General features: G+C 59.7%; 13 protein-coding genes and 2 pseudogenes. 9 read left to right on the top strand and 6 right to left on the bottom strand.

Translation table 11 applies throughout. The features are described from left to right. Nucleotides 1–25 precede the first annotated feature (25 nt). The 4 genes and pseudogenes from EJA70_RS19995 to EJA70_RS19980 form a co-directional block, all read left to right on the top strand. Nucleotides 26–886 carry a CsgG/HfaB family protein gene (locus EJA70_RS19995; protein WP_008086664.1) on the top strand — a complete coding sequence of 287 codons (861 nt, stop codon included), beginning with the start codon at nt 26–28 and terminating at the stop codon, nt 884–886. A 1,320-nt stretch (nt 887–2,206) separates the two neighbouring features. Then, nucleotides 2,207–2,680 (top strand): hypothetical protein, encoded by a 474-nt coding sequence (locus tag EJA70_RS19990; protein WP_158832970.1) that lies wholly within the window; start codon nt 2,207–2,209, stop codon nt 2,678–2,680. A gap of 603 nt (nt 2,681–3,283) precedes the next feature. Then, nucleotides 3,284–3,655, top strand: coding sequence for a DUF6124 family protein (locus tag EJA70_RS19985; protein WP_141128638.1), 372 nt, complete (start codon nt 3,284–3,286; stop codon nt 3,653–3,655). Nucleotides 3,656–3,812: 157 nt separating this feature from the next. Further along, nucleotides 3,813–3,998, top strand: a pseudogene (locus EJA70_RS19980) (antitoxin); the annotation flags it as partial. 733 nt (nt 3,999–4,731) lie between these two features. Here the strand turns inward: EJA70_RS19980 and EJA70_RS19975 are convergent. The 6 genes and pseudogenes from EJA70_RS19975 to EJA70_RS19950 all read right to left on the bottom strand — a co-directional run bounded on the left by EJA70_RS19975 (nt 4,732) and on the right by EJA70_RS19950 (nt 11,204). Further along, a complete protein-coding gene (locus EJA70_RS19975) occupies nt 4,732–5,010 on the bottom strand; it encodes a type II toxin-antitoxin system RelE/ParE family toxin (protein ID WP_158832969.1) in 279 nt (92 codons plus the stop codon). 1 nt (nt 5,011) lies between these two features. Beyond that, nucleotides 5,012–5,197 (bottom strand): annotated as a pseudogene (locus EJA70_RS19970) (antitoxin); the annotation flags it as partial. A gap of 373 nt (nt 5,198–5,570) precedes the next feature. Next, nucleotides 5,571–7,022, bottom strand: a complete 1,452-nt coding sequence (locus EJA70_RS19965) for a curlin (RefSeq protein ID WP_158832968.1) — start codon at nt 7,020–7,022, stop codon at nt 5,571–5,573. A 28-nt stretch (nt 7,023–7,050) separates the two neighbouring features. Then, entirely contained in the window at nt 7,051–7,515 is a 465-nt protein-coding gene (locus EJA70_RS19960; RefSeq protein ID WP_008077339.1) for a curlin, read from the bottom strand. A 72-nt stretch (nt 7,516–7,587) separates the two neighbouring features. Next, nucleotides 7,588–9,822 carry an Ig-like domain-containing protein gene (locus EJA70_RS19955; protein ID WP_158832967.1) on the bottom strand — a complete coding sequence of 745 codons (2,235 nt, stop codon included), beginning with the start codon at nt 9,820–9,822 and terminating at the stop codon, nt 7,588–7,590. Between the two features lie 35 nt (nt 9,823–9,857). After that, a complete protein-coding gene (locus EJA70_RS19950) occupies nt 9,858–11,204 on the bottom strand; it encodes a hypothetical protein (RefSeq protein WP_158832966.1) in 1,347 nt (448 codons plus the stop codon). A 551-nt stretch (nt 11,205–11,755) separates the two neighbouring features. Here EJA70_RS19950 and EJA70_RS19945 point away from each other — a divergent pair. From EJA70_RS19945 to EJA70_RS19925, 5 genes are all read left to right on the top strand, one after another. Then, nucleotides 11,756–13,204: a sensor histidine kinase gene (locus EJA70_RS19945; protein ID WP_158832965.1), complete on the top strand. Its 1,449-nt coding sequence runs from the start codon at nt 11,756–11,758 to the stop codon at nt 13,202–13,204. 270 nt (nt 13,205–13,474) lie between these two features. Next, nucleotides 13,475–16,282, top strand: a complete 2,808-nt coding sequence (locus tag EJA70_RS19940) for a multicopper oxidase domain-containing protein (RefSeq protein WP_158832963.1) — start codon at nt 13,475–13,477, stop codon at nt 16,280–16,282. Further along, nucleotides 16,279–17,382 (top strand): SCO family protein, encoded by a 1,104-nt coding sequence (locus tag EJA70_RS19935; RefSeq protein WP_158832961.1) that lies wholly within the window; start codon nt 16,279–16,281, stop codon nt 17,380–17,382. Before EJA70_RS19940 ends, EJA70_RS19935 begins: the two co-directional genes overlap by 4 nt. Before the next feature lie 94 nt (nt 17,383–17,476). Further along, a complete protein-coding gene (locus EJA70_RS19930; RefSeq protein ID WP_158832958.1) occupies nt 17,477–18,967 on the top strand; it encodes a HAMP domain-containing sensor histidine kinase in 1,491 nt (496 codons plus the stop codon). Then, nucleotides 18,936–20,366 carry a sigma-54 dependent transcriptional regulator gene (locus EJA70_RS19925; RefSeq protein ID WP_158832956.1) on the top strand — a complete coding sequence of 477 codons (1,431 nt, stop codon included), beginning with the start codon at nt 18,936–18,938 and terminating at the stop codon, nt 20,364–20,366. The genes EJA70_RS19930 and EJA70_RS19925 overlap by 32 nt, the downstream gene beginning before the upstream one ends. Nucleotides 20,367–20,451: the final 85 nt, after the last annotated feature.

Genomic DNA, 20,451 nt, shown 5'->3' with positions numbered 1-20,451 from the left:
GCTGACGGTTCCGGGGAGAACGGACATGAAAAAGATCATCGCGTTAGGGCTGCTGTTGGCGACATTACAAGGGTGCAGTCTGCGTGAGCCGATGTCGGCCGAGCAGGACACCGAAACCCCGACCCTGACCCCCAGGGCCTCGACTTATTACGACCTGCTGAAGATGCCGCGGCCCAAGGGGCGGTTGATGGCGGTGGTGTACGGCTTCCGTGACCAGACCGGGCAGTACAAGCCGACGCCGGCGAGTTCGTTTTCCACCAGCGTGACCCAGGGCGCGGCGTCGATGTTGATGGACGCGATGCAGGCCAGTGGCTGGTTTGTGGTGCTGGAGCGGGAAGGGCTGCAGAACCTGTTGACCGAGCGCAAGATCATTCGCGCGTCGCAGAAGAAGCCGAATACCCCGGTGAATATTCAGGGTGAGCTGCCGCCGTTGCAGGCGGCGAACATGATGCTCGAAGGCGGGATCATCGCGTATGACACCAATGTGCGTAGCGGTGGGGAAGGGGCGCGGTATCTGGGGATTGATCTGCAGCGTGAGTATCGGGTTGATCAGGTGACCGTCAACTTGCGCGCGGTGGATGTGCGTAGCGGGCAGGTGTTGGCGAATGTGATGACCAGCAAGACGATTTATTCGGTGGCGCGCAGTGCGGGGATTTTCAAGTTTATCGAGTTCAAAAAGTTGCTTGAGGCTGAGGTGGGGTATACGACGAATGAGCCGGCGCAGCTTTGTGTGTTGTCGGCGATTGAGGCGGCGGTGGGGCATATGGTGGCGCAGGGGATTGAGCGGCATTTGTGGCAGGTGGCGGGGGACGCTTCTGTGCCTGGGCAGGATGATGTGCTGAATAGGTATTTGACCCAGAACAAGATTGATCCGGATGCCGAGTGAGGGTTTTGCTGTTGAGCTTGGCGGCCTGATAGCCGACCAGGCTCTCTCGGTCGAAACCGGTTCAAACCTGTAGGAGTGAGCCTGCTCGCGATAGCTATTTCTCAGACACAGTCGCTATTGCGGATGTACCCAAATCCTTGTGGGAGCTGGCTTGCCAGCGATGGCGGCCTTACAGCCGACCAATCTCTGGCAGATGTACCCAGTTCCAATTGTGGGGGCGAGCTTGCTCGCGAAGGCTTTCTGTCAGGCGGTAGGGTTCTTTCTGATCGAGTACATATCCATTCCTGCGGCAACGGCTGCTTAGGGTTTCGCCCTGACGGCGACTCACTTTTTTTACAAACCGGAAACGCCTAAAAAAAGTAAGCAAAAAAACGCTTGCTCCTACGTGCGGCCCGCTCGCTCAAGCTCGGGGTTCCTTCGCTCCGGGACCGATCCGGGCGCAGCGCCTACGGTTTGCTTCGCTGCACCTCCTCTCGCTGTGTTTGGCTGCGCCAAACGGTCGCTGCGCTCCCACGCCCGGATCAATCCCTCCACTCAGCCTTCCGACGTCGCCCGTGGATCAAGGTCAAAAGCAGGCGAGCTGACACTCGGCCTAATGGCGGGCACGTTCACTGTAGGGGCTGCCGAAGGCTGCGATCTTTTGATCTCGCCCTGGCTCTTGCTCTTGTAGGAGTGAGCCTGCTCGCGATAGCTGTCTATTGGGCATCGACGATATCGCGAATGCACTCAGACCTTGTGGGAGCTGGCTTGCCAGCGATGGCGGCCGATGAGCCGAGCAATCCCTGCCGGTTGCACACGTTCACTGTAGGAGCTGCCGAAGGCTGCGATCTTTTGATCTCGCCCTGGCTCTTGCTCTTGTAGGAGTGAGCCTGCTCGCGATAGCTGTCTATTGGGCATCGACGATATCGCGAATGCACTCAGATCTTGTGGGAGCTGGCTTGCCAGCGATGGCGGCTGATGAGCCGAGCAATCCCTGCCGGTTGCACACGTTCACTGTAGGAGCTGCCGAAGGCTGCGATCTTTTGACTTTGATTTTTTAGGATCAAGATCAAAAGATCGCAGCCTTCGGCAGCTCCTACATATGCGTATTTCGATTCGGAATGTTTGAAGGTTGTTTTGATTTTGCAGACTCTTCCGACCGGGTTTTCAGGTTATCCGTCCGCAACATTTCGCTTCGTAGACTACAGCCCAAACCTATCGACAGATTTTCAATGCTGTCTACTGTCAACCCTGACAGTAGACAGCGCAAAAAGCCGTACCTACCTTGATTCATCCAGATTCACTATCTGGTCACAGGACAAGACAATCAAGGAGATGAACATGGTGACTGAATTTGTTTTTCCGAGTGAAGAAAGCCCTACCTCAGGTTCCCTGCGCGCCCACATCAATGGTGTGGCTTTTGCGGCGGACGGTTTGAATTTCGCTTATGACTATCACGTTCCTATGCGACGGATGTATCTGACATTGGCTGCTGCTCAGGAAACGCAGGATGCCCAAGGGAAAGCAGTGGTGAACGTCATTGAGGTTGTATTCAGTGCCGAGATAGAAAACGGTCGCAGTGATATCGTCAACGGGCACGTGGCCGCAGCCTATTCCACGATGCAGAAGACAGGCGGGAAATCCTCTACCCGGATCTTCAACGCCGATGAAGGCTCGTTCGATATAACCTTTGATCGCGAGAAGAATATCTACAAAGGCACATTTCACTTTCAGTCAAAGGATGCTTTACATCCCGGTGTTCTGATCAGCGACGGTGAATTCGATATCACGGGCCGAGACAGCTTTACCATCTAGTTGGAAAGCAGATTTTCCAGCACGGGTCGGCGTAGTCAGTACCTATTTCACGTGACGTCCAACGTGTTCGCAAAACGTTTGGGGCCTCGTTCATCGCCTGGTGGATAGCCCGGTGGTTTGAGAGCGGAGAGGCGGCCGGTTTTGGCGCTTTCCGAGACTTGAATTCAACTCGGTAGCGCACGTCGACGTCTCTCTCTCAATCTCCTCGGCAGTTCCCTCTCCCTACGGGCGGTCCGACGTATCGGGAGGGCCAGGGTGAGGGTTGCGATCTGCGTTTGTTTAAAGACGTGTCTGAATCAGCGGAACCTTCCCACAAGGTTTTCAGGTTGTCCGTCGGACGTCCGGTCTCTAGCCTGTGTTCGTCGCTGCCAATTCAGCGACCGGGCGTGGAAACCCGAGTAACTACAGAGCGCACAAGCGCCATTCATAACGTATCCTTGCGCACCTTCACTGTGTGCATTTTGTTATGGCGGCTGTGCGTGGGAGACCTTGTGTCTGCCGGGTTGCCTCTGTCCCGGGTTTCCAACCTGCGTACAGCTGCCACCTATTCGCTTGGAAACCGAATGGGGGGCCAGCTATAACCGTCATACAGGGTAAATAATCATGAAAAAACCAACCCCCAACCCCCCAGAATCAGACGCCGACAGCACATCCCCCTACGCCTCAGTCGACAGCAAAAAACTCCACGAAGCCGCCGATCGCGCCCTCGATTTCTACCTCAACCCCACCGCCCACATCATGTCCAGCGCCAACGAGCCGGAACCCATGTACCTCGCCAACCCCAGGTACAACACCGAATCCCTGCTGGCCAACGCCAGCGAAACCCTCGGCTCGGCCAGCGAAATGCTCATCAACTTCGCCGCCTCCCTGGAAACCTCACAGCGCAAAACCGCCCTGGGCATCGCTCAAGTCGTCATGCTGGGCGAACTGGCGGTGAATCAAGCCCTCGATCACGTCGAGCTGAAGGATGGCTAATTAGATCGTTCCCACGCGCAGCAAAGGAATGCCGCCCCTGACGCTCTGCGTCAAATTCGCAAGTTGGAACGCGGAGCGTCCCGAGAGGCATTCCCACGCAGAGCGTGGGAACGATCAATAACAGAGATTGCGTTTTTACCCTCAGTCCGGAGGCACCATGGATCCCCTGTTTTCCACAACCATTGCAGAGTTCGAAAGCGAAGAGCAGGCCGCCAGCTACGACCGCTGGTTCCGTGCCAAAGTCCAGAAATCGCTCGAAGACCCGCGCCTCAGCATTCCGAATGAGCAGGTAATGGCAGATATGAAGGCGTTGATGGCCGAGCTACGGATCAAACATGAGGCTCGTGAGGCTTTGCGCGAAGAAGCCACGACGCCCCACATTGATCGTTCCCACGCTCTGCACGGAAACGATCAAAACTTGAGACCTCGATCACGTAGAACTTCACGCTTAAGCGCCCTCGCCGTACGCTGGAACTCTTTTTACAGAAAATGAATGCAGGTTCTTAGAAAGAAACACAGGTTCCAAAGTAAACCTCGTCATTGATCATGTAATTGAATGGCTTTTTTTCACTATCCACAAACTCCATTACATTCAGGGCAGTGACGAGTGTCCCAGGAAATTTTTGAGAGGCTGTAATTGCAGAGACAACCTTGAAGGAGTTTTCAGAGCTTCCGGGATCGATAACCTATGGTTTTGAGTTCAATGAGTTTTTCAGGGTGCCGATGGTTACTCCTGAGGCTCGATCAACAGTGAATTGTCGACCTACGAAGACTTTGTTGAGTAGTTCGTAAGTAGATCCGACATCACCTGTGGCCTGCGAAACCCGCTCTATCGTGCAGATATAATCATCCGTATCAGTTCCGGCGTTAGCGTTGCTGCTCAGTGAAAATAGGAGCAATGGACAGAGTAGGGTGAGTAGAGGCGCTCTCATCTTTGCTCCTTAATATTTGGTTTGACGAGAATAGATCACCCAACCATTCCCCGTTTCCTTTTGAAAAGTAGCTGCACAACATTATCTGTTCCCAATAAAAAACCGCGCTCCTGAAGGCAGCGCAGTTTTTTGTTGATGAATGGCTTAGAAAGAATCGCGTCTCGGATACTCCTGACGCGCATGCAGAACGTTCACGATTTCGATCCGATCTGTCACTCGATAAATGATCAGATAGCTGGAATTTACGACGATCTCCCGAGTGCCGGTGATCCGGCCTGATCGATAGAGATAGGGATGATCAGGAAGATAAACTATGGCCTTTCCAACTGCCTTCAAGATCTCTTTGGCTGCTCCAACATTCCTTTCGACTATGTATTCGAGCACTGTTACCAGCTTCGCCCGTGCTTCGGGCCTCCACTCCATCGGCCTCGAAACCATTGTCTTTTGCCTTAATCAAGGCATGTATCTCGGCCATTACTTGTTCATGCGAAAGATTCGGACGCGGATCATCGAGAGACGCTTGTACTTCCGCCCTGAACCAGCGGTCATAGCTCGCAGCCTGTTCTTCAGGATCAAGGTCCGAGACGACTGGGCACAGTGGGTCAATCATCTTTTGGTCGATCATGGCACCTCCGGGATCAATGCCTGGAAGTCTATTCGGTAAGGGGAATGTTGTCGTGGTTGTCTGGATGAATTGCACGTTGGTCGAGCTCCTTTGGGTTCAGGTTGTCCCGAAAAATCCTAGTCCTTGCGCTTCCGACGGCCAACCGCCAGAGGTAGTAGGAAAACGTGCAGCTTTTCCAGAAACCATTCCTTTTTCTGAAGCAAAAGAAATCTCATGTAGGAGCTGCCGAAGGCTGCGATCTTTTGATCTCAATCTTTAAAAGCAAGATCAAAAGATCGCAGCCTTCGGCAGCTCCTACATAAGGTTAAAAACCGCGACCCCCCTCACCAGAGAATCGCGGCCCATCAACACCCAACCCCTACTGCTGCAAAACCGTCGCCTGGTTAGCCGACCCGAACTGCTGAATATTCGCCGTCTGCGTAACCCCACTCTGATCGACATTGGCAATGTTCCCCGTCCCGCCCTGGGTCACATACGCCACGTTCATCGTATCCGCCTGCTTAACAGTGATCATGTTGTCGCTGCCATACAACTGCGCGGTATACGCCTGGTTGCCAGTCCCGGATTGATCGAATTCAGCACTGTTGCCGGTGCCATTCGAAGAACCCTGAATCAGGTTGGTCGTCCCGCGCTGATCCGAGATCAGAATGTTGTCGCTACCATTCTGATCAAAATACAGCTCGTTATACGACTCCGCCTGACTGACCGTGGTCTTGTTGCCAGTCCCGGTCTGGTGCGTGGTCATCACGTGCCCGACGCCATCCTGAGTGAAGCTGGCGATGTTGCCATTGCCCGCCTGAGTAACCGTCGCGCGTTGGCCACTGCCGAACTGGCCGCCGGCTTGCGGGCCTTTCCAGTTGCTGGCGTAGACCTTGTTGTCGTTACCCACGGAGGTGGCGCTGAGCACGTGGCTGTCGCCGTTCTGGTAGGTGAAGTGCACGTTGCCGTTACCGACCTGATACAGCGCCAGTGTCGAGTTGACCGATTCGAACTGATCGGCGTAGATCGCGTTGGTATTGCCGACTTGGGTGACGGCGGCGGTGTTGTTTTCGCCGAAGCTTTGGTCGACCACGGTTTCGTTGCTGTCGCCATATTGGTTGACGGTGGCCTGGCTTGCGAGTTGCGAGTCTTGCCAGATTTCGCTGCCGTTGAGGTTGCCGAACTGGTTGATGCTGATGTTGCCGCCGGTGCCGTTGCGCTGGTCGCCGTAGGCGTAGTTGCCTTCGCCGGCCTGGTTGATGCCGATCTGGCCGCCGTTGTGCAGTACTTGTTCGGCGGTGCCGTAGTTGGCGGTGCCGTATTGGGTGATCACCGAGCTGTTGCCGCTGCCTTCATAGAGTTGCTCGATGTTGGCTTCGTTGCTGTCGCCGTACTGGAAGGTTTTGCCTTCGCTGCCGTTCTGCGAGTCTTGATAAATGAACGAGAAGTTGCCGGTGCCTTGCTGCTGTTGCAGCGCGCTGTTCGGTGCGCCGAAGCCCAGCGACTGACTGGCGTGAGCGGTGTTGAAGGCGCCGATTTGTTGCTGGGTAATGGTGGCGTTGTCTTCGTAAAGCTGTTCGGCGTATCCGGCGTTGTAGTCGCCGACCGCGTCCTGGGTGATTACGCTGCTGGCGTGGTCTTGCACGGCGGCGGCGTCGTTGCCCTGGCCCAGTTGGGTCTGGGTGGCGGTGCTGAACGGCGCCTGGGTCTGTTTCACGTCGGCGATGTTGGCGGTACCGGCCTGGCTCTGGGTGGACAGGCTGTCGTCGGCCATGGCCTGGGCACTGATCATGACCAGGAGGGCGGCGGTGAGGGGCGTCAGTTTGAACATGATTGAACTCTCCGATGATTTGCAGTGCTTAGCGATATTGCTTGACCGAAACGCTCATGCCGTTGCCCGACTGGGTCACGGCGCTTTGCAGCCCCGCGCCGGCCTGCTCGATGCTGGCGTCGTTGTTGTTGCCGTTTTGCGAAATCTGCGCGCGGTTGTGGCTGCCGTTCTGCGTGATGGAAGCGGCGTTGCCGGAACCGTTCTGGTTGATCAGCGCCATCAGGTCGCTGCCCTGTTGCAGGATGTACGCCTCCTGATTGCTGCCCGACTGCACGATCTGCCCGAGCAGCGACTGACCGTTCTGTTGCAGCAGGGCGACGTTGGCCTGGCCGAGCTGGTCGATCAGGGCTTGCTGACCCACGGGTGGGGGCAGTTCGCCGAGGTCGCTGCTGGTCGGGGCCAGGTCGTCGTTGTCCATCAGGTCGTCGGCGCGCACGCCCGCAGTGCTGCACAGCAGGAGCAGGCAAAGCAGGGCGGCGGTCGGCGTGTTCATGGCTCACATCCTGTCAGGCGTTAACCGATTTGAAGTCGGCCCCAGCCACCCGAGAGTGGCTGGGGATCAGGCTTACAGCGTGGTCACCGAGACCGTGCGCACGGTGCCCTGGGACGAGCGGATCGTCGCGGTCGGGTTGGCCGATGGCACCACCGTCGTGTTGTTCAGCGTCAGCCGCCAGCGACCGGTCACCGGTACGGTGGTGGTGCCGAGGGTGACCAGCCCGGTCGGGGTGGTGACCTGCACGGTGATGGTGTTGCCGGTGGTCACTGACGAGGTGCCGGTGAAGTCCCAGTTGAAGCGCCCGCCGGAGCGCGCCTGCACCGTGGAAGCAGTGACGGTGAAGGTTTCCGCTGCTGGCCGTGGCGACACTTGCACGGTGACCGTGGCCGGCGTCGACAGGGCGCCGAAGCTGTCCCGGGCGATGTAGGTGAAGGTCGTGGTGAACGCCGTGGTCACGGTGGCCGGTGGCGTGTAGGTGATCACCGTGCCGTCAGTGCTGACCGTGCCGCGGCCGGCGGCCGGTTGGGTCAGGCTGGCGACACCCAGCGGCACGTTGCCTTCCGGATCGGTGTCGTTGGCCAGTACGTTGATCGGAATCGCCACACCCAACGTGGCAACGCTGTCGGCGACGGCGGTCGGTGCCCGGTTTGGCGCGACGGTAATCGTCACGGTCGCCGGGTTGGCCGAAGCCAGGCCTTTGGCGTCCTGCGCTTTGTAAGTGAACGTCGTGGTCAGTGGCGCGTTGACCACGGCGGGCGGCGTATAGACCACAGCGGCGGTGCCACTGAGGGCTACGGTGCCTTGGCCGGCCGCCGGTTGAGTCAACGCGGTGATGCCCAGCGGATTATCGCCATCGGGATCGCTGTCGTTGGTCAACAGGCTGAGGGTGATCGGCACACCGAAACTGGTGCTGCCGGTGTCGGCATTGCTGATCGGCGCCTGGTTTTCCCCGGTGTCCGGCGCAGTGCCGACCACGACGACCGCCTCGGTGTCACTGCCGCCGGCGGCGGATTTCACCGTCACGGTGGCCGGTGGCTGGGTCAGGTCGGCGACGGTGATGCGTTGCAGCGTGCCGGTCTTCGACAGACGTCCGTAACCTTGGGCAACCATGTCCGGGATCGCCACTTCATCGGTCGATGTCGCTTCGATCAGCAAGGTTTTGTTGGCCCAGCTGTAGCGCGCGGTCTGCACTTTCACCACGTCGGTGAGTTTGGCCGACACCGAGGTTGGGCGCGTGGTGCCGGCCGGGTTGGTTGCGGTCACGACGACGACCGAAGGCAGCGTACCGTTACCCAGGCGCTGACCGAAGAACAAACCGCTATTGTCACCGGTCAGGCTGGTCTGGCACGGGGTCGGCGGTGGGCCAGGAAGCAACGCGACGGTTTCACGCAAGCACAGGGTCGAGCTGCTGTCTGCCTTGGCAAATACCTCGGCGCGCACACCGGCCGAGGTGCGGCGATAGGTGGCGCGGTCGATGTCGACACGGGTTTGCTGACGGCTGTCGAGCACCTTGCCGGCGACGGTGAACAGGGTGGTTTGAATCGTGCCGGCGCCGGACGGCCCGACGATGCGCACGAAGTTGGTGTTGAACGGGCTGCCGGTTACCGCTTCGGTGAGGTTCGGATCGCCAACGAAAGTTTCGACGCCGCCGGTGTCCGGGTTCACCTCGGTGTAGGGGCCGTTGATGCTGCGCAGGAACGGCCCGATGGCGCCGTTGAGCGTGCCGCTGAAATCGCCCGGCGCACCGATGCCAATGTCCTTGGTGATGTTGATCGCGCGCCGCCCAGGGGTGGTGACGTTGACCGTTTCCACGCCATACGGGTGAGTGATGACGTAGGTGCCGGCCACGGGCACGTTCACCCGGATGCGGATCCGCGCAAAGCTTTGCTGATCGCCATCCGCCGGGTTTTCCGAGGCGAACGCCGCTTCGATCCCGGCGACATACGCGTCCATGCCAAATCCGGCGCCGTTGTTGGGGATAGTGGTTTCGGCGAGGAACCAGAAGGCTTCCGGTGGCCAGTTGTCGGGGAACACCATCGGCAGGCTGTCATCGAAAATGCCCGGTTCCGGCAGCAGGGTACACATGTAGGCCGGTGGCGTGGTGACGCCGACGCGCGAACTGGCGGCGCGCGACTGGCACAGTTCCATCGACAGGTTGTTGCTGTCCTGATACCACATCGGGAATTTCCCGGTGGCGAAGGTGTAGGGGCCGGGGTCGACGGCGGCAAGTTGCGCATAGGCACTGCCGGTCAGCGAGAGAGCGAGCCCGAGCGCGTTGAGCGCAAAGCGTGGCCACTTGTTCATGATGCCTCCTGATGCGGATCTGGGCATGTGAGCGTTCATTGCACGATGACCACTTCTTCGGTATCGCTGCCGCCGTTGGACGACGTCACGCGGACCTTGGCTGGCGGTATCGGCGAGATTCCGGTGGCGAGGCTTTTCACCGCGCCGTCGCCACTCAGCGCACCGATCGCGGCGCCGCTGCCGGAGGTGGCGGTGAGCACCGGTGGCGAGGTTTCGTCACTGGTCGAGGCCACTACGGTCAGTTGTCCAGAGCTCAAGCTGTATTGCGCGCTCTGGATCACCACCAGGTCGCTCAGGGTCATGGGCAGGGTGGTCGGCGTGCTGCTGGCGATGGCCAGGTGATTGTCGGCGGTCACTTGCAGGACGCTCGGCACGGTCGGGTTGGCCGACGATTGCGCGTACCAGGCACCGGTGGAGTTGGCTTCGGTCATGTTCAGCACCGGGGTGAAACTGGTCACGGCGACGGTGCCCGGGGCTGGCGGTGCGAGGACGAACACGTCCTGCTGTGCGACCGGCGCGCTGGCCCCCGCTTTGCGCGAGTAGGTGCTGCGCTGGGTGATCATGGGTGTAGGTCGAACAACGGTCGACAACTTGCCGGAGACGGCAAACGCCGTCGTACGCAGGTCGATCCCGCCGGGGCCTTCAATGCGCACGTAGTTGGTGTTGAACGGACTGCCGGTGACCGCCTCGCTGAGGTTCGGGTCGCCGACGAATTGCTCGGCGGCGCCGGTCACCGGGTTGGTCTCGGTGTACGGGCCGTTGACGCTACGCAGGAACGGGCCGATGTCCCCCTTGAGCGCGCCGTCATAGGTTTTCGGCGTGCCGATGCCGATGTCGCGGGTCATGTTGATCGCGCGGCGGCCGGGGGTGTCGATGTTGAACACGTCGACGCCGTACGGGTGGGTGATGACGTAAGTGCCAGCGGTCGGCACATCAACGCGAATGCGGATGCGCGCGAAGCTGACTTGATCGCCCTCGACCGGTTCTTCGGCGGCGAAGGCGGCTTCGATGGCGCTGACGTAGGTCAGGTCGATGCCGCGCGCCGCGTCGACGAGGGTAGTTTCACCGGTGAACCAGAACGCTTCGTCAGGGAAATTGGTCGGGAAGACGATCGGTTGCGCGTCGTCGAACACCCCGGGAGTCGGCAGCAGCGAGCACATGTACGACGGCGCGCCGGGTGCACTGGGTACTCGCGAGCTGAGTGCTTTGGACAGGCACAGGTCCAGGGTGCGACCGTGGGTGTCCTGATACCAACTGGCGAAACCACCGTTGGCCGGAGCGTACGGACCGGGGTCAACAGCAAACAAAGCGGCCTGAGCAATGCCCTGGGCCAAGGCGCTCACGACCAGGACGGTCGCGGTTTTGGACAGTAAAGGGTGCATGAGTTAATCCCTCTATCAAAGTACCTGCCCCTTGGGGTTGGGTCAGTTGCACAGGGCCTGTACACCTTCCATGCCAAGGTGCGGTGGATGGGCGGGAGAGGGCCGAGGTAGAGGGGTTGACGGGAATGAAAGTGAGATTTTTGCTCAGCGGGGAAAGGGCGCCATTCCCCAGGATTGGGGACGGTGGGGAGGACATTGAACATCTGTCGGATGAAAAAACTGTGGGAGCGAGCCTGCTCGCGAAGGCGTATTTCCTGGAACGAAGATGTCGATTGACCCACCGCATTCGCGAGCAGGCTCGCTCCCACAAGTTTCTTCGGTGAACACCAGATGTGTGAACGACCGAGAACCCTGTGGGAGCTGGCTTGCCAGCGATGACGGTGGATCAGTCGACATCCTCGGCACAGACAAACCGCCATCGCTGGCAAGCCAGCTCCCACAAGGTTCTTTGGTGTTTGTGGGGGTAGAGCATCGGGTCGATATCCCCGCATCCGGGCAAACCCCCACCCGTGGGCTATAACCCTATAGGGACGTATCGGGAAGTCGCCACCATGAATATTCAGTCAAAATCGCTACCCGTCGAGGAGGGCACCCTACGGTTGGGCTCGCGCAAGCAGTCGTTCAACCTGCTGCGCTGGTTTTCGCTGATCAGCATGGCGGTGATCGGTACCGTCGCCATCGCGCTGGGGACGGTGTCGACGCGGTTTGTCATCGAGGAAAGCGTGCAGCGTGATGCGTTGCTCACCGCGCAGTTCATTCAGGCCATCGCTTCGGCCGAGGTGCGCCACGTCTCCATTCCCAACGTGCGCACCATGGGCGAATTGCTCGACCCGCGCCAGGACAAGAGTTTTCCTGACGTCAGCCCGCAGGCCCGGGCCGATGCACGCGGTGAATTTCTCGATCACATCGAACACTTGCCGGACGTGATTCTCGCCAACATCTATGCGCCGGACCGCCAGGTGATCTGGTCGACAAACCCCGTGCTCATTGGCACCAGCATTCATGCCGACGAAGACCTCGATCGGGCCTTCAACGAAAAAATCCCCGTGTCCGCCAGTTACCACGATGTCGACAAGGCCCGTGAAGAACAGAAATTCATCACGCCGCCGGACTACATCTTTATCGAAAACTACATTCCGCTGTTCGATGCCGAAGGCAAGAACGTCACAGCGATGGTCGAGATCTACAAGGAACCCAAGGACCTGATCGCCCGCATGGAGCGTGGGCTGACGCTGATCTGGCTGGCCACCGCGCTCGGTGGTGGACTGATTTATCTGGGCCTGTACTGGATCGTGCGGCGCGCGGCGATCCTGCTCGCGGCCCAGCAAAAACAACTGATCGCCAATGAAACGTTTGTCGCGCTCGGCGAGATGTCCTCAGCCGTTGCGCATAGCTTGCGCAATCCACTGGCGACCATCCGTTCCAGCGCCGAACTGGCGCTGGAGTTCGATGCCGGCCCTGCCGAAAAGAACATCAAGGACATCATCGGCCAGGTCGACCGCATGTCGAAATGGGTGCGCGAATTGCTGCAATCGCTGCGCCCGCTCAACGATGATCCGGAGCCAGTCAACCTCGTCGCGACGTTGCACGAAAGCCTCGTTGCCTTCGAACAGCAGATCGCCCGTGCCGGCGTAAAAGTGGTGTTCCACCCGCAGCACACGCCGATGGTGCTCAGCCAGTCGGTGCAACTGACGCAGGTCCTCAACAGCCTGCTGGCCAATGCACTGGAGGCGATGGACAAGGGCGGCACGTTGACTGTCACTCTCGAGCCGAGCGACGACCGAGGTGTGAGCGTGGTGCTCAGCGACACCGGCAAAGGCATGAACGAAGAGCAGCGCACCATGGCGTTCCGGCCATTTTTCACCACCAAGGCCGGTGGTCTCGGCGTCGGCCTGGTGCTGGTCAAACGCATCATGGAACGCTTCGGCGGCGGCGTGACCCTCAACAGCCGCGAAGGCGAGGGCACCACCGTGCGCCTGGCCTTCCAACTCGTCCCCTGATCCACACATCCCGCCCTGTAGGAGCTGCCGAAGGCTGCGATCTTTTGATCTTAAAAACCGAGATCAAAAGATCGCAGCCTCCGGCAGCTCCTACATGAGGTTTGTATAACTGAAAAATTGTGAACTTCCCCCACCAGTGGGTGTCAAGCCCCGGTCACCGGGGAGTGGGGGAACCCACAGCATCCTCAAGTCCCTGTTACAACTGGAAATAATTTCTTGGCGCACTAGTTGCAAAACACCATCACCCCTTCCTTGATGAGGCGGCTGGTGATGGACAGAACAACGCGTGACCCAAGCAACACCTTCCTGCTGACGCCTTTGAGCGTCTTTCTGATGTTGACCCTCGGCACGATGGCCAGCGTTCGCGCCAGCCCCATCGATGACGAACGACAGCCAGAAACCTCCGACCCGTCGGCGTTCTACGACGAACCGGCCGATCGTGCCGGGGCGCTGAATAATATCTTGACCCTGCCCGAGGCCAACGAAGACTCCTTCGATTTGCCCGACGGCGTCAAAGGCAGTCGCGACTCGACCCGCACGGAAAACATCCTGCCGCCAACGGTGCAGACCAGTTTCAACTACCCCACCAACGGCAAGCCCAGCCCGCTCTATGGCGCGCAGCCGTTCACCCAGCAGTTGACCCTGTTTGAAGAGTTCGGCCCGGAAAAACTCGACCCGACCACCCCGGCCGCGCCGCTGCCATTTCCACCGGCCGCGATTGGCCCGGCCCCTGCGCAGGACCCGAACAACGTCGCCCGCAGCGCGCCCCCCGGCAGCGCCCTCGATGCGTTCCTGCGCCAACCCGGACTGACGCCATTCCCCAGCCAGTTCTCCAACGTCGTCGACCGCAATCCGTGGCAGGCGCAGATCGAGGTGTTCCTCAATCGCCACATCGGTTCCTCCGCTGAAGGGCGGCCACCAGGAAAGGGCTGGGCGCACCAGCGCTGGAACGAGTTCTACCCACAAGTGGCGTATAAAACCGTGCAGACCGGCGCGCGCCTCAACGGTGGCCTGCGTGACAGCGTGCAAATGCACCATTACGCGGTGGGCGAGTTCGGCCCCGGCGGCCTGTACCACAACGTCGCCGGTGTACCGCTGACCGACGGCACCTCGAAGGGCGTCGACCCGCGTTTTCACCCGGCAATGCCGGCGCAAAACCACAACTCGGTATGGACCTTCGACGGCACGCTGCCGCCGAAACTGTTGATGGTGCGTTACGGCCAACCGGTGATGATGCGTCACTACAACGGCTTGCCGATCGATCCGTCGGCCAACCACGGCTTTGGCCTGCACACCATCAGCACCCACGAGCACAACGGCCACGCGCCAGCGGAAAGCGACGGCTATGCCAACGCGTTCTTCTTCCCGGGTCAGTTCTACGACTATCGCTGGCCGATCCAGCTCGCCGGTTACGACAGCATCAACACCAAGGCCGAAGACCCGCGCGCCGCGTTCCCGTGCGCACCGGGCGAAACCTTGTGGGTCAACGACATGGCGCCCGCGAAGAAGACCTGTGATAACGGCACCATCAAGATCCGCGGCGACTGGCGCGAGACCATGAGCACCCACTGGTTCCACGACCACATGCTCGATTTCACCGCGCAGAACGTCTACAAGGGCAACGCGGCGATGATGAACTACTACAGCGCGCTGGATCGCGGCAACGAGTCGGTCAACGACGGCGTCAACCTGCGTCTGCCCAGCGGCAGCGCCTTGCCATGGGGCAACCGCGACTACGACGTCAACCTGGTGTTCGCCGACAAGGCCTGGGATCAGGAGGGCCAGTTGTGGTTCAACCCGTTCAACACCGACGGCTTCATCGGCGATCAGGTGCTGGTCAACTGGCAGTGGAAACCGACGCTGGACGTGCGCGCACGCAGTTATCGCTTCCGCATCCTCAACGGTTCGGTGTCGCGCTACTTCAAACTGGCGCTGGTGCGTGAAATCAAAGGCAGCGGCGGCGAGCTCCAGGGGCCGAAAAACTCCGGTCTGTCGTACAGCCGCGTGCCGTTCCACATGATCGCCAACGACGGCAACATCATGGAACACAGCGTGCCGTTCGACGGCAGCATGGACCTCGACGCCGACGGCGATAAACAGAACCACAACGCGATCCTGCCAACCCAGGGCATCGCCGAGCGCTTCGACATCATCGTCAACTTCTCGAAAAACGGCATCAAGCCCGGCGACAAGCTGTTCTTCCTCAACCTGCAGGCGCAGGACGACGGCAAAGGCCCGAAAGAAGTGATCTCGCTGGCTGACGTGCTTTCGGAGAAATACCTGCCGGTGATCAAGCAGACCAGCAAAGGTCCGCAGTGGGACAAGGGTGATCCGGCGGTGGGCAAGGTCTTGCAGCTCAACGTCAAGGCTTACACCGGTCAGGATCTGGCAATGAACCCGGCAGCCTACGAACCGGCCAAACCGGGCAAGGCCGAAGGGCTGGTGATGATTCCGCTGAAGATTCACCGCGACAACGCCGCCGACAAAGCGCTGCTGGCCAAGGCTCGTCACCGCACCTTCACCTTCGGCCGTTCCGACGGCACCGATGAAGCACCGTGGACGGTCAAGACTGACGGCGGTTTCGGTTACCACATGGACCCACGTCGCCTGAATGCCTCGACCCAGTTGTCCAGTGGCCCGACCGATGCCGGTGTCACCGGGTTCGGCACGCTGGAAGTGTGGAACATCAAGGCCGGCGGCAAGGGCTGGAGCCATCCGGTGCATGTGCACTTCGAGGAAGGCATCATCCTCAGTCGCGGCGGCAAGGCACCACCGGAATGGGAAAAATGGGCGCGCAAGGACGTCTATCGCATCGGCTCCGAGGCCGATGGCCTGGACAGCGTCGAAATGGCGATCAACTTCCGCGAGTTCGCCGGGACGTACATGGAGCACTGTCACAACACTCAGCATGAAGACAACTCGATGCTGCTGCGTTGGGACCTGGAGAAACCCGGGCAACTGCAACTGATGCCAACGCCTCTGCCAAGCTGGGACGGTGTGCGCTACGTCAACTCCGCCGCGCTGCCAACCTTCCGCAACGGTGACGGTATGGGCCCGCAAGTGGTGGTCAAGCCATGAACCGTCGCCACGGTGACAGCCAACCGCTGCATACCCCGCGCTCCCGCGCGCTGGGCATGCACCTGGTGCTGCTGCTGGTGGTCTGCGTGCTCGGCAGCCGCGTGCTGCTGGCGCACCAGGCCAGCGTCGGCGAGCCGCCAGCGGTGAGTGAATCCGCCACCCCGTGGGGTGGCGACTATTTCCCTAACACCCTGCTGACCGATCAGGATGGTCGGCAGGTGCATTTCTTCGATGACCTGATCAAAGACAAAGTGGTGGTGATCAACTTCATCTTCACTTCCTGCAGCGACTCCTGCCCGCTGGAAACCGCACGCCTGCGCCAAGTGCAGAAATTGCTCGGCGATCGGGTTGGGCAGGACATCTTCTTCTACTCGATCAGCATCGACCCGCTCAGCGACACCCCCGAAGTGCTCAAGGCTTACGCGCAACGCTTCAAGGTCGGCCCCGGCTGGAAGTTTCTCACTGGCGAATTCGAAGACGTCACCGACCTGCGCAAAAAACTCGGGCTGTTCATCGAAGGCGTCGACAACGGCCGCAACAAGGATCACAACCTCAGCCTGATCGTCGGCAACCAGACCACCGGGCGCTGGATGAAAGCCTCGCCGTTCGAGAACCCGTGGATCCTCGCCGACCAACTGGCCAACACCTTGCAGAACTGGAAGCAGCCGAGCATCGAGGAAAGTTACGCCAACGCCCCGGACATTCGCCCGCCGAGCAATGGCGAAGAACTGTTCCGCACCCGCTGCGCCTCGTGCCATAGCCTTGGCCCGCAGGACGGTCAGGGCATCGGCATGCGCAGCATCGGCCCCGACCTGATCGGCGTGACCCGCAACCGTGACAACAAATGGCTGAATCGCTGGATCCGCGAACCGGATCGCCTGCTCGCGGAAAAAGACCCGATTGCGCTGCAACTGTATGAACAATTCGAGCGAATCCCGATGCCCAACCTGCGCCTCGACGAGCCATCCGCGCAGTCGATCATCGACTTTCTCAGCGATGAAACCGAGCGTCAGCATCCGTCCGCCAAAGCCTTGGCCGGCGGCGCTTTGACGCCAGTAAAACCGGGCGATTCAGCCGCAGCGGTGAGTGGTATGCAGTAGCGGCGAAATAGCATCATTGAACCGTGTGTTGCGGTCATAGCCACCTACACTGATGGCTGTAAGCGCTTCGATACAAACACTCCAGGGCACTCCCATGCAGCGACTGGAAGCACAAAAAACCACTGCACCGAACGCCTCGGTCGCAGGCAAGGGCTGGCGTGAGCAGTTCAATCTGCTGCGCTGGTTCTCGCTCGCGAGTTTTTTCATCATTGCGGCCGTGGCGCTGGGGCTCGGTTACATCTCCACGCGCTTTGTGGTCACCGAAAGCGTCGAGCGCGATGCGTTGCTGACCGCACAGTTCGTCCAGGCCATCGGCGCGGCGGAAATACGCCACGCTGGCATTACCCCGGCGCGAACCATGGGCGAGATGCTCGACCCGCGCCAGGACAACAACTATCCCGATGTCGACCCGGCCGCACACGTCTCGGCGCGCACCGAGTTTCTCGATCACGTCGAACACCTGCCGGACATTCTCCTGGCCACGGTTTATGCGCTGGATCGCACGGTGATCTGGTCAACCAACGCCGAGCTGATCGGCGTGCACATCGCGGATGACGACGAACTCGACGAGTCGTTCGAGATGAAGGTGGCGGTGTCCTCCAGCTACCACAAAATCGACGATGAGAAACCCGAGCAGCAATTGCTGCGCGAGCCGAAATACCTGTTCATCGAGAACTACATCCCGATGTTCAACGCCGACAAAAGCAAAGTCATCGCCATGGTCGAGATCTACAAGGAACCGTCGGATCTGGTCGATCGCATTGATCGTGGTTTCGCCTCGATCTGGGCGGCGACCTGTTTTGGAGGCGCGGCGATTTTTCTGGCGTTGTTCTGGATCGTCCGCCGCGCGGCAAAACTGCTGCAGAGCCAGCAGCAACAACTGATCAGCAACGAAACCTTTGTCGCCCTCGGCGAGATGTCCTCGGCGGTGGCGCACAGTTTGCGCAATCCACTGGCGACCATCCGCTCCAGCGCCGAACTGGCCCAGGAAGTCGCCAGCCCCGGTGCGCAGCGCAATATCGGCGACATCATCAGCCAGGTCGATCGCATGTCGCGCTGGGTGCGCGAATTGCTGGTATCGCTGCGACCGATGAATGACGACGGTGAAGCGGTCGATCTGAGCATGGCCGTCGAGGACACCCTCGGCGCGTTTGATGCGTTGATCCGGCGCAACGGCGTTGAAGTGCGATTCAGTCCGCAAAACTGCGCGCCGGTCGTCAGTCAAAAGGTGCTGCTCACGCAAATACTCAATAGCCTGTTTGCTAACGCCCTGGAAGCCATGCCCAAGGGCGGTGTGCTCACCGTCGAATTCGAATCGCCGCAGCCGGACAGGGTGCGCATGACAGTGATCGACTCCGGCAAGGGCATGAGCGCGCAGCAGCAACTGTTGGTGTTCAAACCTTTTTTCACCACCAAACAGGGCGGCCTCGGGGTTGGCCTGGCGTTGGTCAAAAGAATCATGGAGCGTTTTCAGGGCTCGGTCGTCTTGACCAGCAAAGAGCAGGAAGGAACCCGCGTCAGTCTCAACTTCAAAGTGGCATCGGGAGGGGAATATGGAACACAGCATTCTGCTGGTCGAGGATGACGAACTGCTGGCCGAAAATATTCAGACCTACCTGGAGCGCAAGGACTTCGAGGTGACGGTCTGCCATTCGGCTGAAGACGCGCTGGAGCAATTGGGCAGCTTCATGCCTGACATCGTGCTGACCGACAACTCGCTGCCGGGCATGAGTGGCCACGACCTGATCCAGAAGCTGCGCATCAGCGCGCCGGATCTCAAAGTGATCATGATGACCGGTTACGGCAACGTCGAAGATGCCGTGGTGGCGATGAAAGAGGGCGCCTTTCATTACGTGACCAAACCGGTCGCGTTGCAGGAACTCAAACTGCTGCTGGACAAGGCGCTGGCGACTGAACGGATGGAGCGCACGCTGTCCTTCTATCAAGAGCGCGAGGCGCAGAAATCCGGGGTGCAGGCGCTGATTGGCGACTCGGCGCCGATGCAGTATTTGAAGAACACCATCGGCCAGTTGCTTGACGCCGAGCGGCGCATGGCCAACACCGATCTGCCGCCGGTTTTGGTCGAAGGCGAGACCGGCACCGGTAAAGAACTGGTGGTCCGGGCGCTGCACTTCGACGGTTCGCGCAGCAAAGGTCCGTTTATTGAATTCAACTGTGCGTCGATTCCGTCGAATCTGGTCGAGTCGGAGCTGTTCGGCCATGAGAAGGGTGCGTTTACCGACGCCAAGGATCGCCGGGTCGGACTGGTAGAAGCGGCGGATGGCGGCACGCTGTTTCTCGATGAGATTGGCGAGATGGACCTGCTGTTGCAGGCGAAGATTTTGAAGTTGCTGGAGGATCGCACCATTCGCCGGGTCGGCTCGGTGAAGGAGCGCAAGGTCAATCTGCGGGTGATCAGCGCGACCAACTGCAACCTTGAGCAGATGGTGCAGCAAGGCAAATTTCGTCGCGATCTGTTTTTCCGGCTGCGGATCATTTCGATCAAGGTGCCGCGCCTGCATGCTCGGGGCGAGGATATTTTGCTGTTGGCGCGGCATTTTCTGGCGAGCCATGGCAAGCGTTACGGCAAGCCGAATCTGCATTTCAGCCAGCAGGCCGAGGAGTTGCTGCTCAGTTACACCTGGCCGGGGAATGTGCGCGAACTGCGCAACATGCTTGAGCAAACGGTGCTGCTGGCGCCGAGTGACACGATTGCCGCGCATCAGTTGAATGTGTGCATGAGCTTGGTCGACGAACCGCCGTTGCATATTCATGAAGCGCCGGTGCACTACGAACCACGGCCGGCGAGCAATACCGAATCGATGAACCTGCCGGAAGTCGAGCGCGACATGGTGCGCAAGATGCTCGACAAGACCGACTGGAACGTCACCAAATCCGCGCGCCTGCTGGGCCTGAGCCGCGACATGCTGCGCTACCGCATCGAAAAACTCGGCCTCGCCCGCCCTGACAAACGCCAGTGGTAGCGGCCGTACACAATAAATGTAGGAGCTGCCGCAGGCTGCGATCTTTTGATCTTGTTTTAAGATCAAGATCAAAAGATCGCAGCCT

It is taken from the genome of Pseudomonas sp. PB103 (assembly GCF_009764635.1).
Taxonomy (GTDB): Bacteria; Pseudomonadota; Gammaproteobacteria; order Pseudomonadales; family Pseudomonadaceae; genus Aquipseudomonas.
This window is presented reverse-complemented; position numbering and strand designations above follow the sequence as displayed.

Coding starts and splice junctions, on each gene's coding strand:
- EJA70_RS19925 (WP_158832956.1), top strand. CDS start 18,936: ATGGAACACAGCATTCTGCTGGTCGAGGATGACGAACTGCTGGCCGAA.
- EJA70_RS19955 (WP_158832967.1), bottom strand. CDS start 9,822: ATGAACAAGTGGCCACGCTTTGCGCTCAACGCGCTCGGGCTCGCTCTC.
- EJA70_RS19975 (WP_158832969.1), bottom strand. CDS start 5,010: ATGGAGTGGAGGCCCGAAGCACGGGCGAAGCTGGTAACAGTGCTCGAA.
- EJA70_RS19960 (WP_008077339.1), bottom strand. CDS start 7,515: ATGAACACGCCGACCGCCGCCCTGCTTTGCCTGCTCCTGCTGTGCAGC.
- EJA70_RS19940 (WP_158832963.1), top strand. CDS start 13,475: ATGGACAGAACAACGCGTGACCCAAGCAACACCTTCCTGCTGACGCCT.
- EJA70_RS19935 (WP_158832961.1), top strand. CDS start 16,279: ATGAACCGTCGCCACGGTGACAGCCAACCGCTGCATACCCCGCGCTCC.
- EJA70_RS19965 (WP_158832968.1), bottom strand. CDS start 7,022: ATGTTCAAACTGACGCCCCTCACCGCCGCCCTCCTGGTCATGATCAGT.
- EJA70_RS19930 (WP_158832958.1), top strand. CDS start 17,477: ATGCAGCGACTGGAAGCACAAAAAACCACTGCACCGAACGCCTCGGTC.
- EJA70_RS19945 (WP_158832965.1), top strand. CDS start 11,756: ATGAATATTCAGTCAAAATCGCTACCCGTCGAGGAGGGCACCCTACGG.
- EJA70_RS19990 (WP_158832970.1), top strand. CDS start 2,207: ATGGTGACTGAATTTGTTTTTCCGAGTGAAGAAAGCCCTACCTCAGGT.
- EJA70_RS19985 (WP_141128638.1), top strand. CDS start 3,284: ATGAAAAAACCAACCCCCAACCCCCCAGAATCAGACGCCGACAGCACA.
- EJA70_RS19950 (WP_158832966.1), bottom strand. CDS start 11,204: ATGCACCCTTTACTGTCCAAAACCGCGACCGTCCTGGTCGTGAGCGCC.
- EJA70_RS19995 (WP_008086664.1), top strand. CDS start 26: ATGAAAAAGATCATCGCGTTAGGGCTGCTGTTGGCGACATTACAAGGG.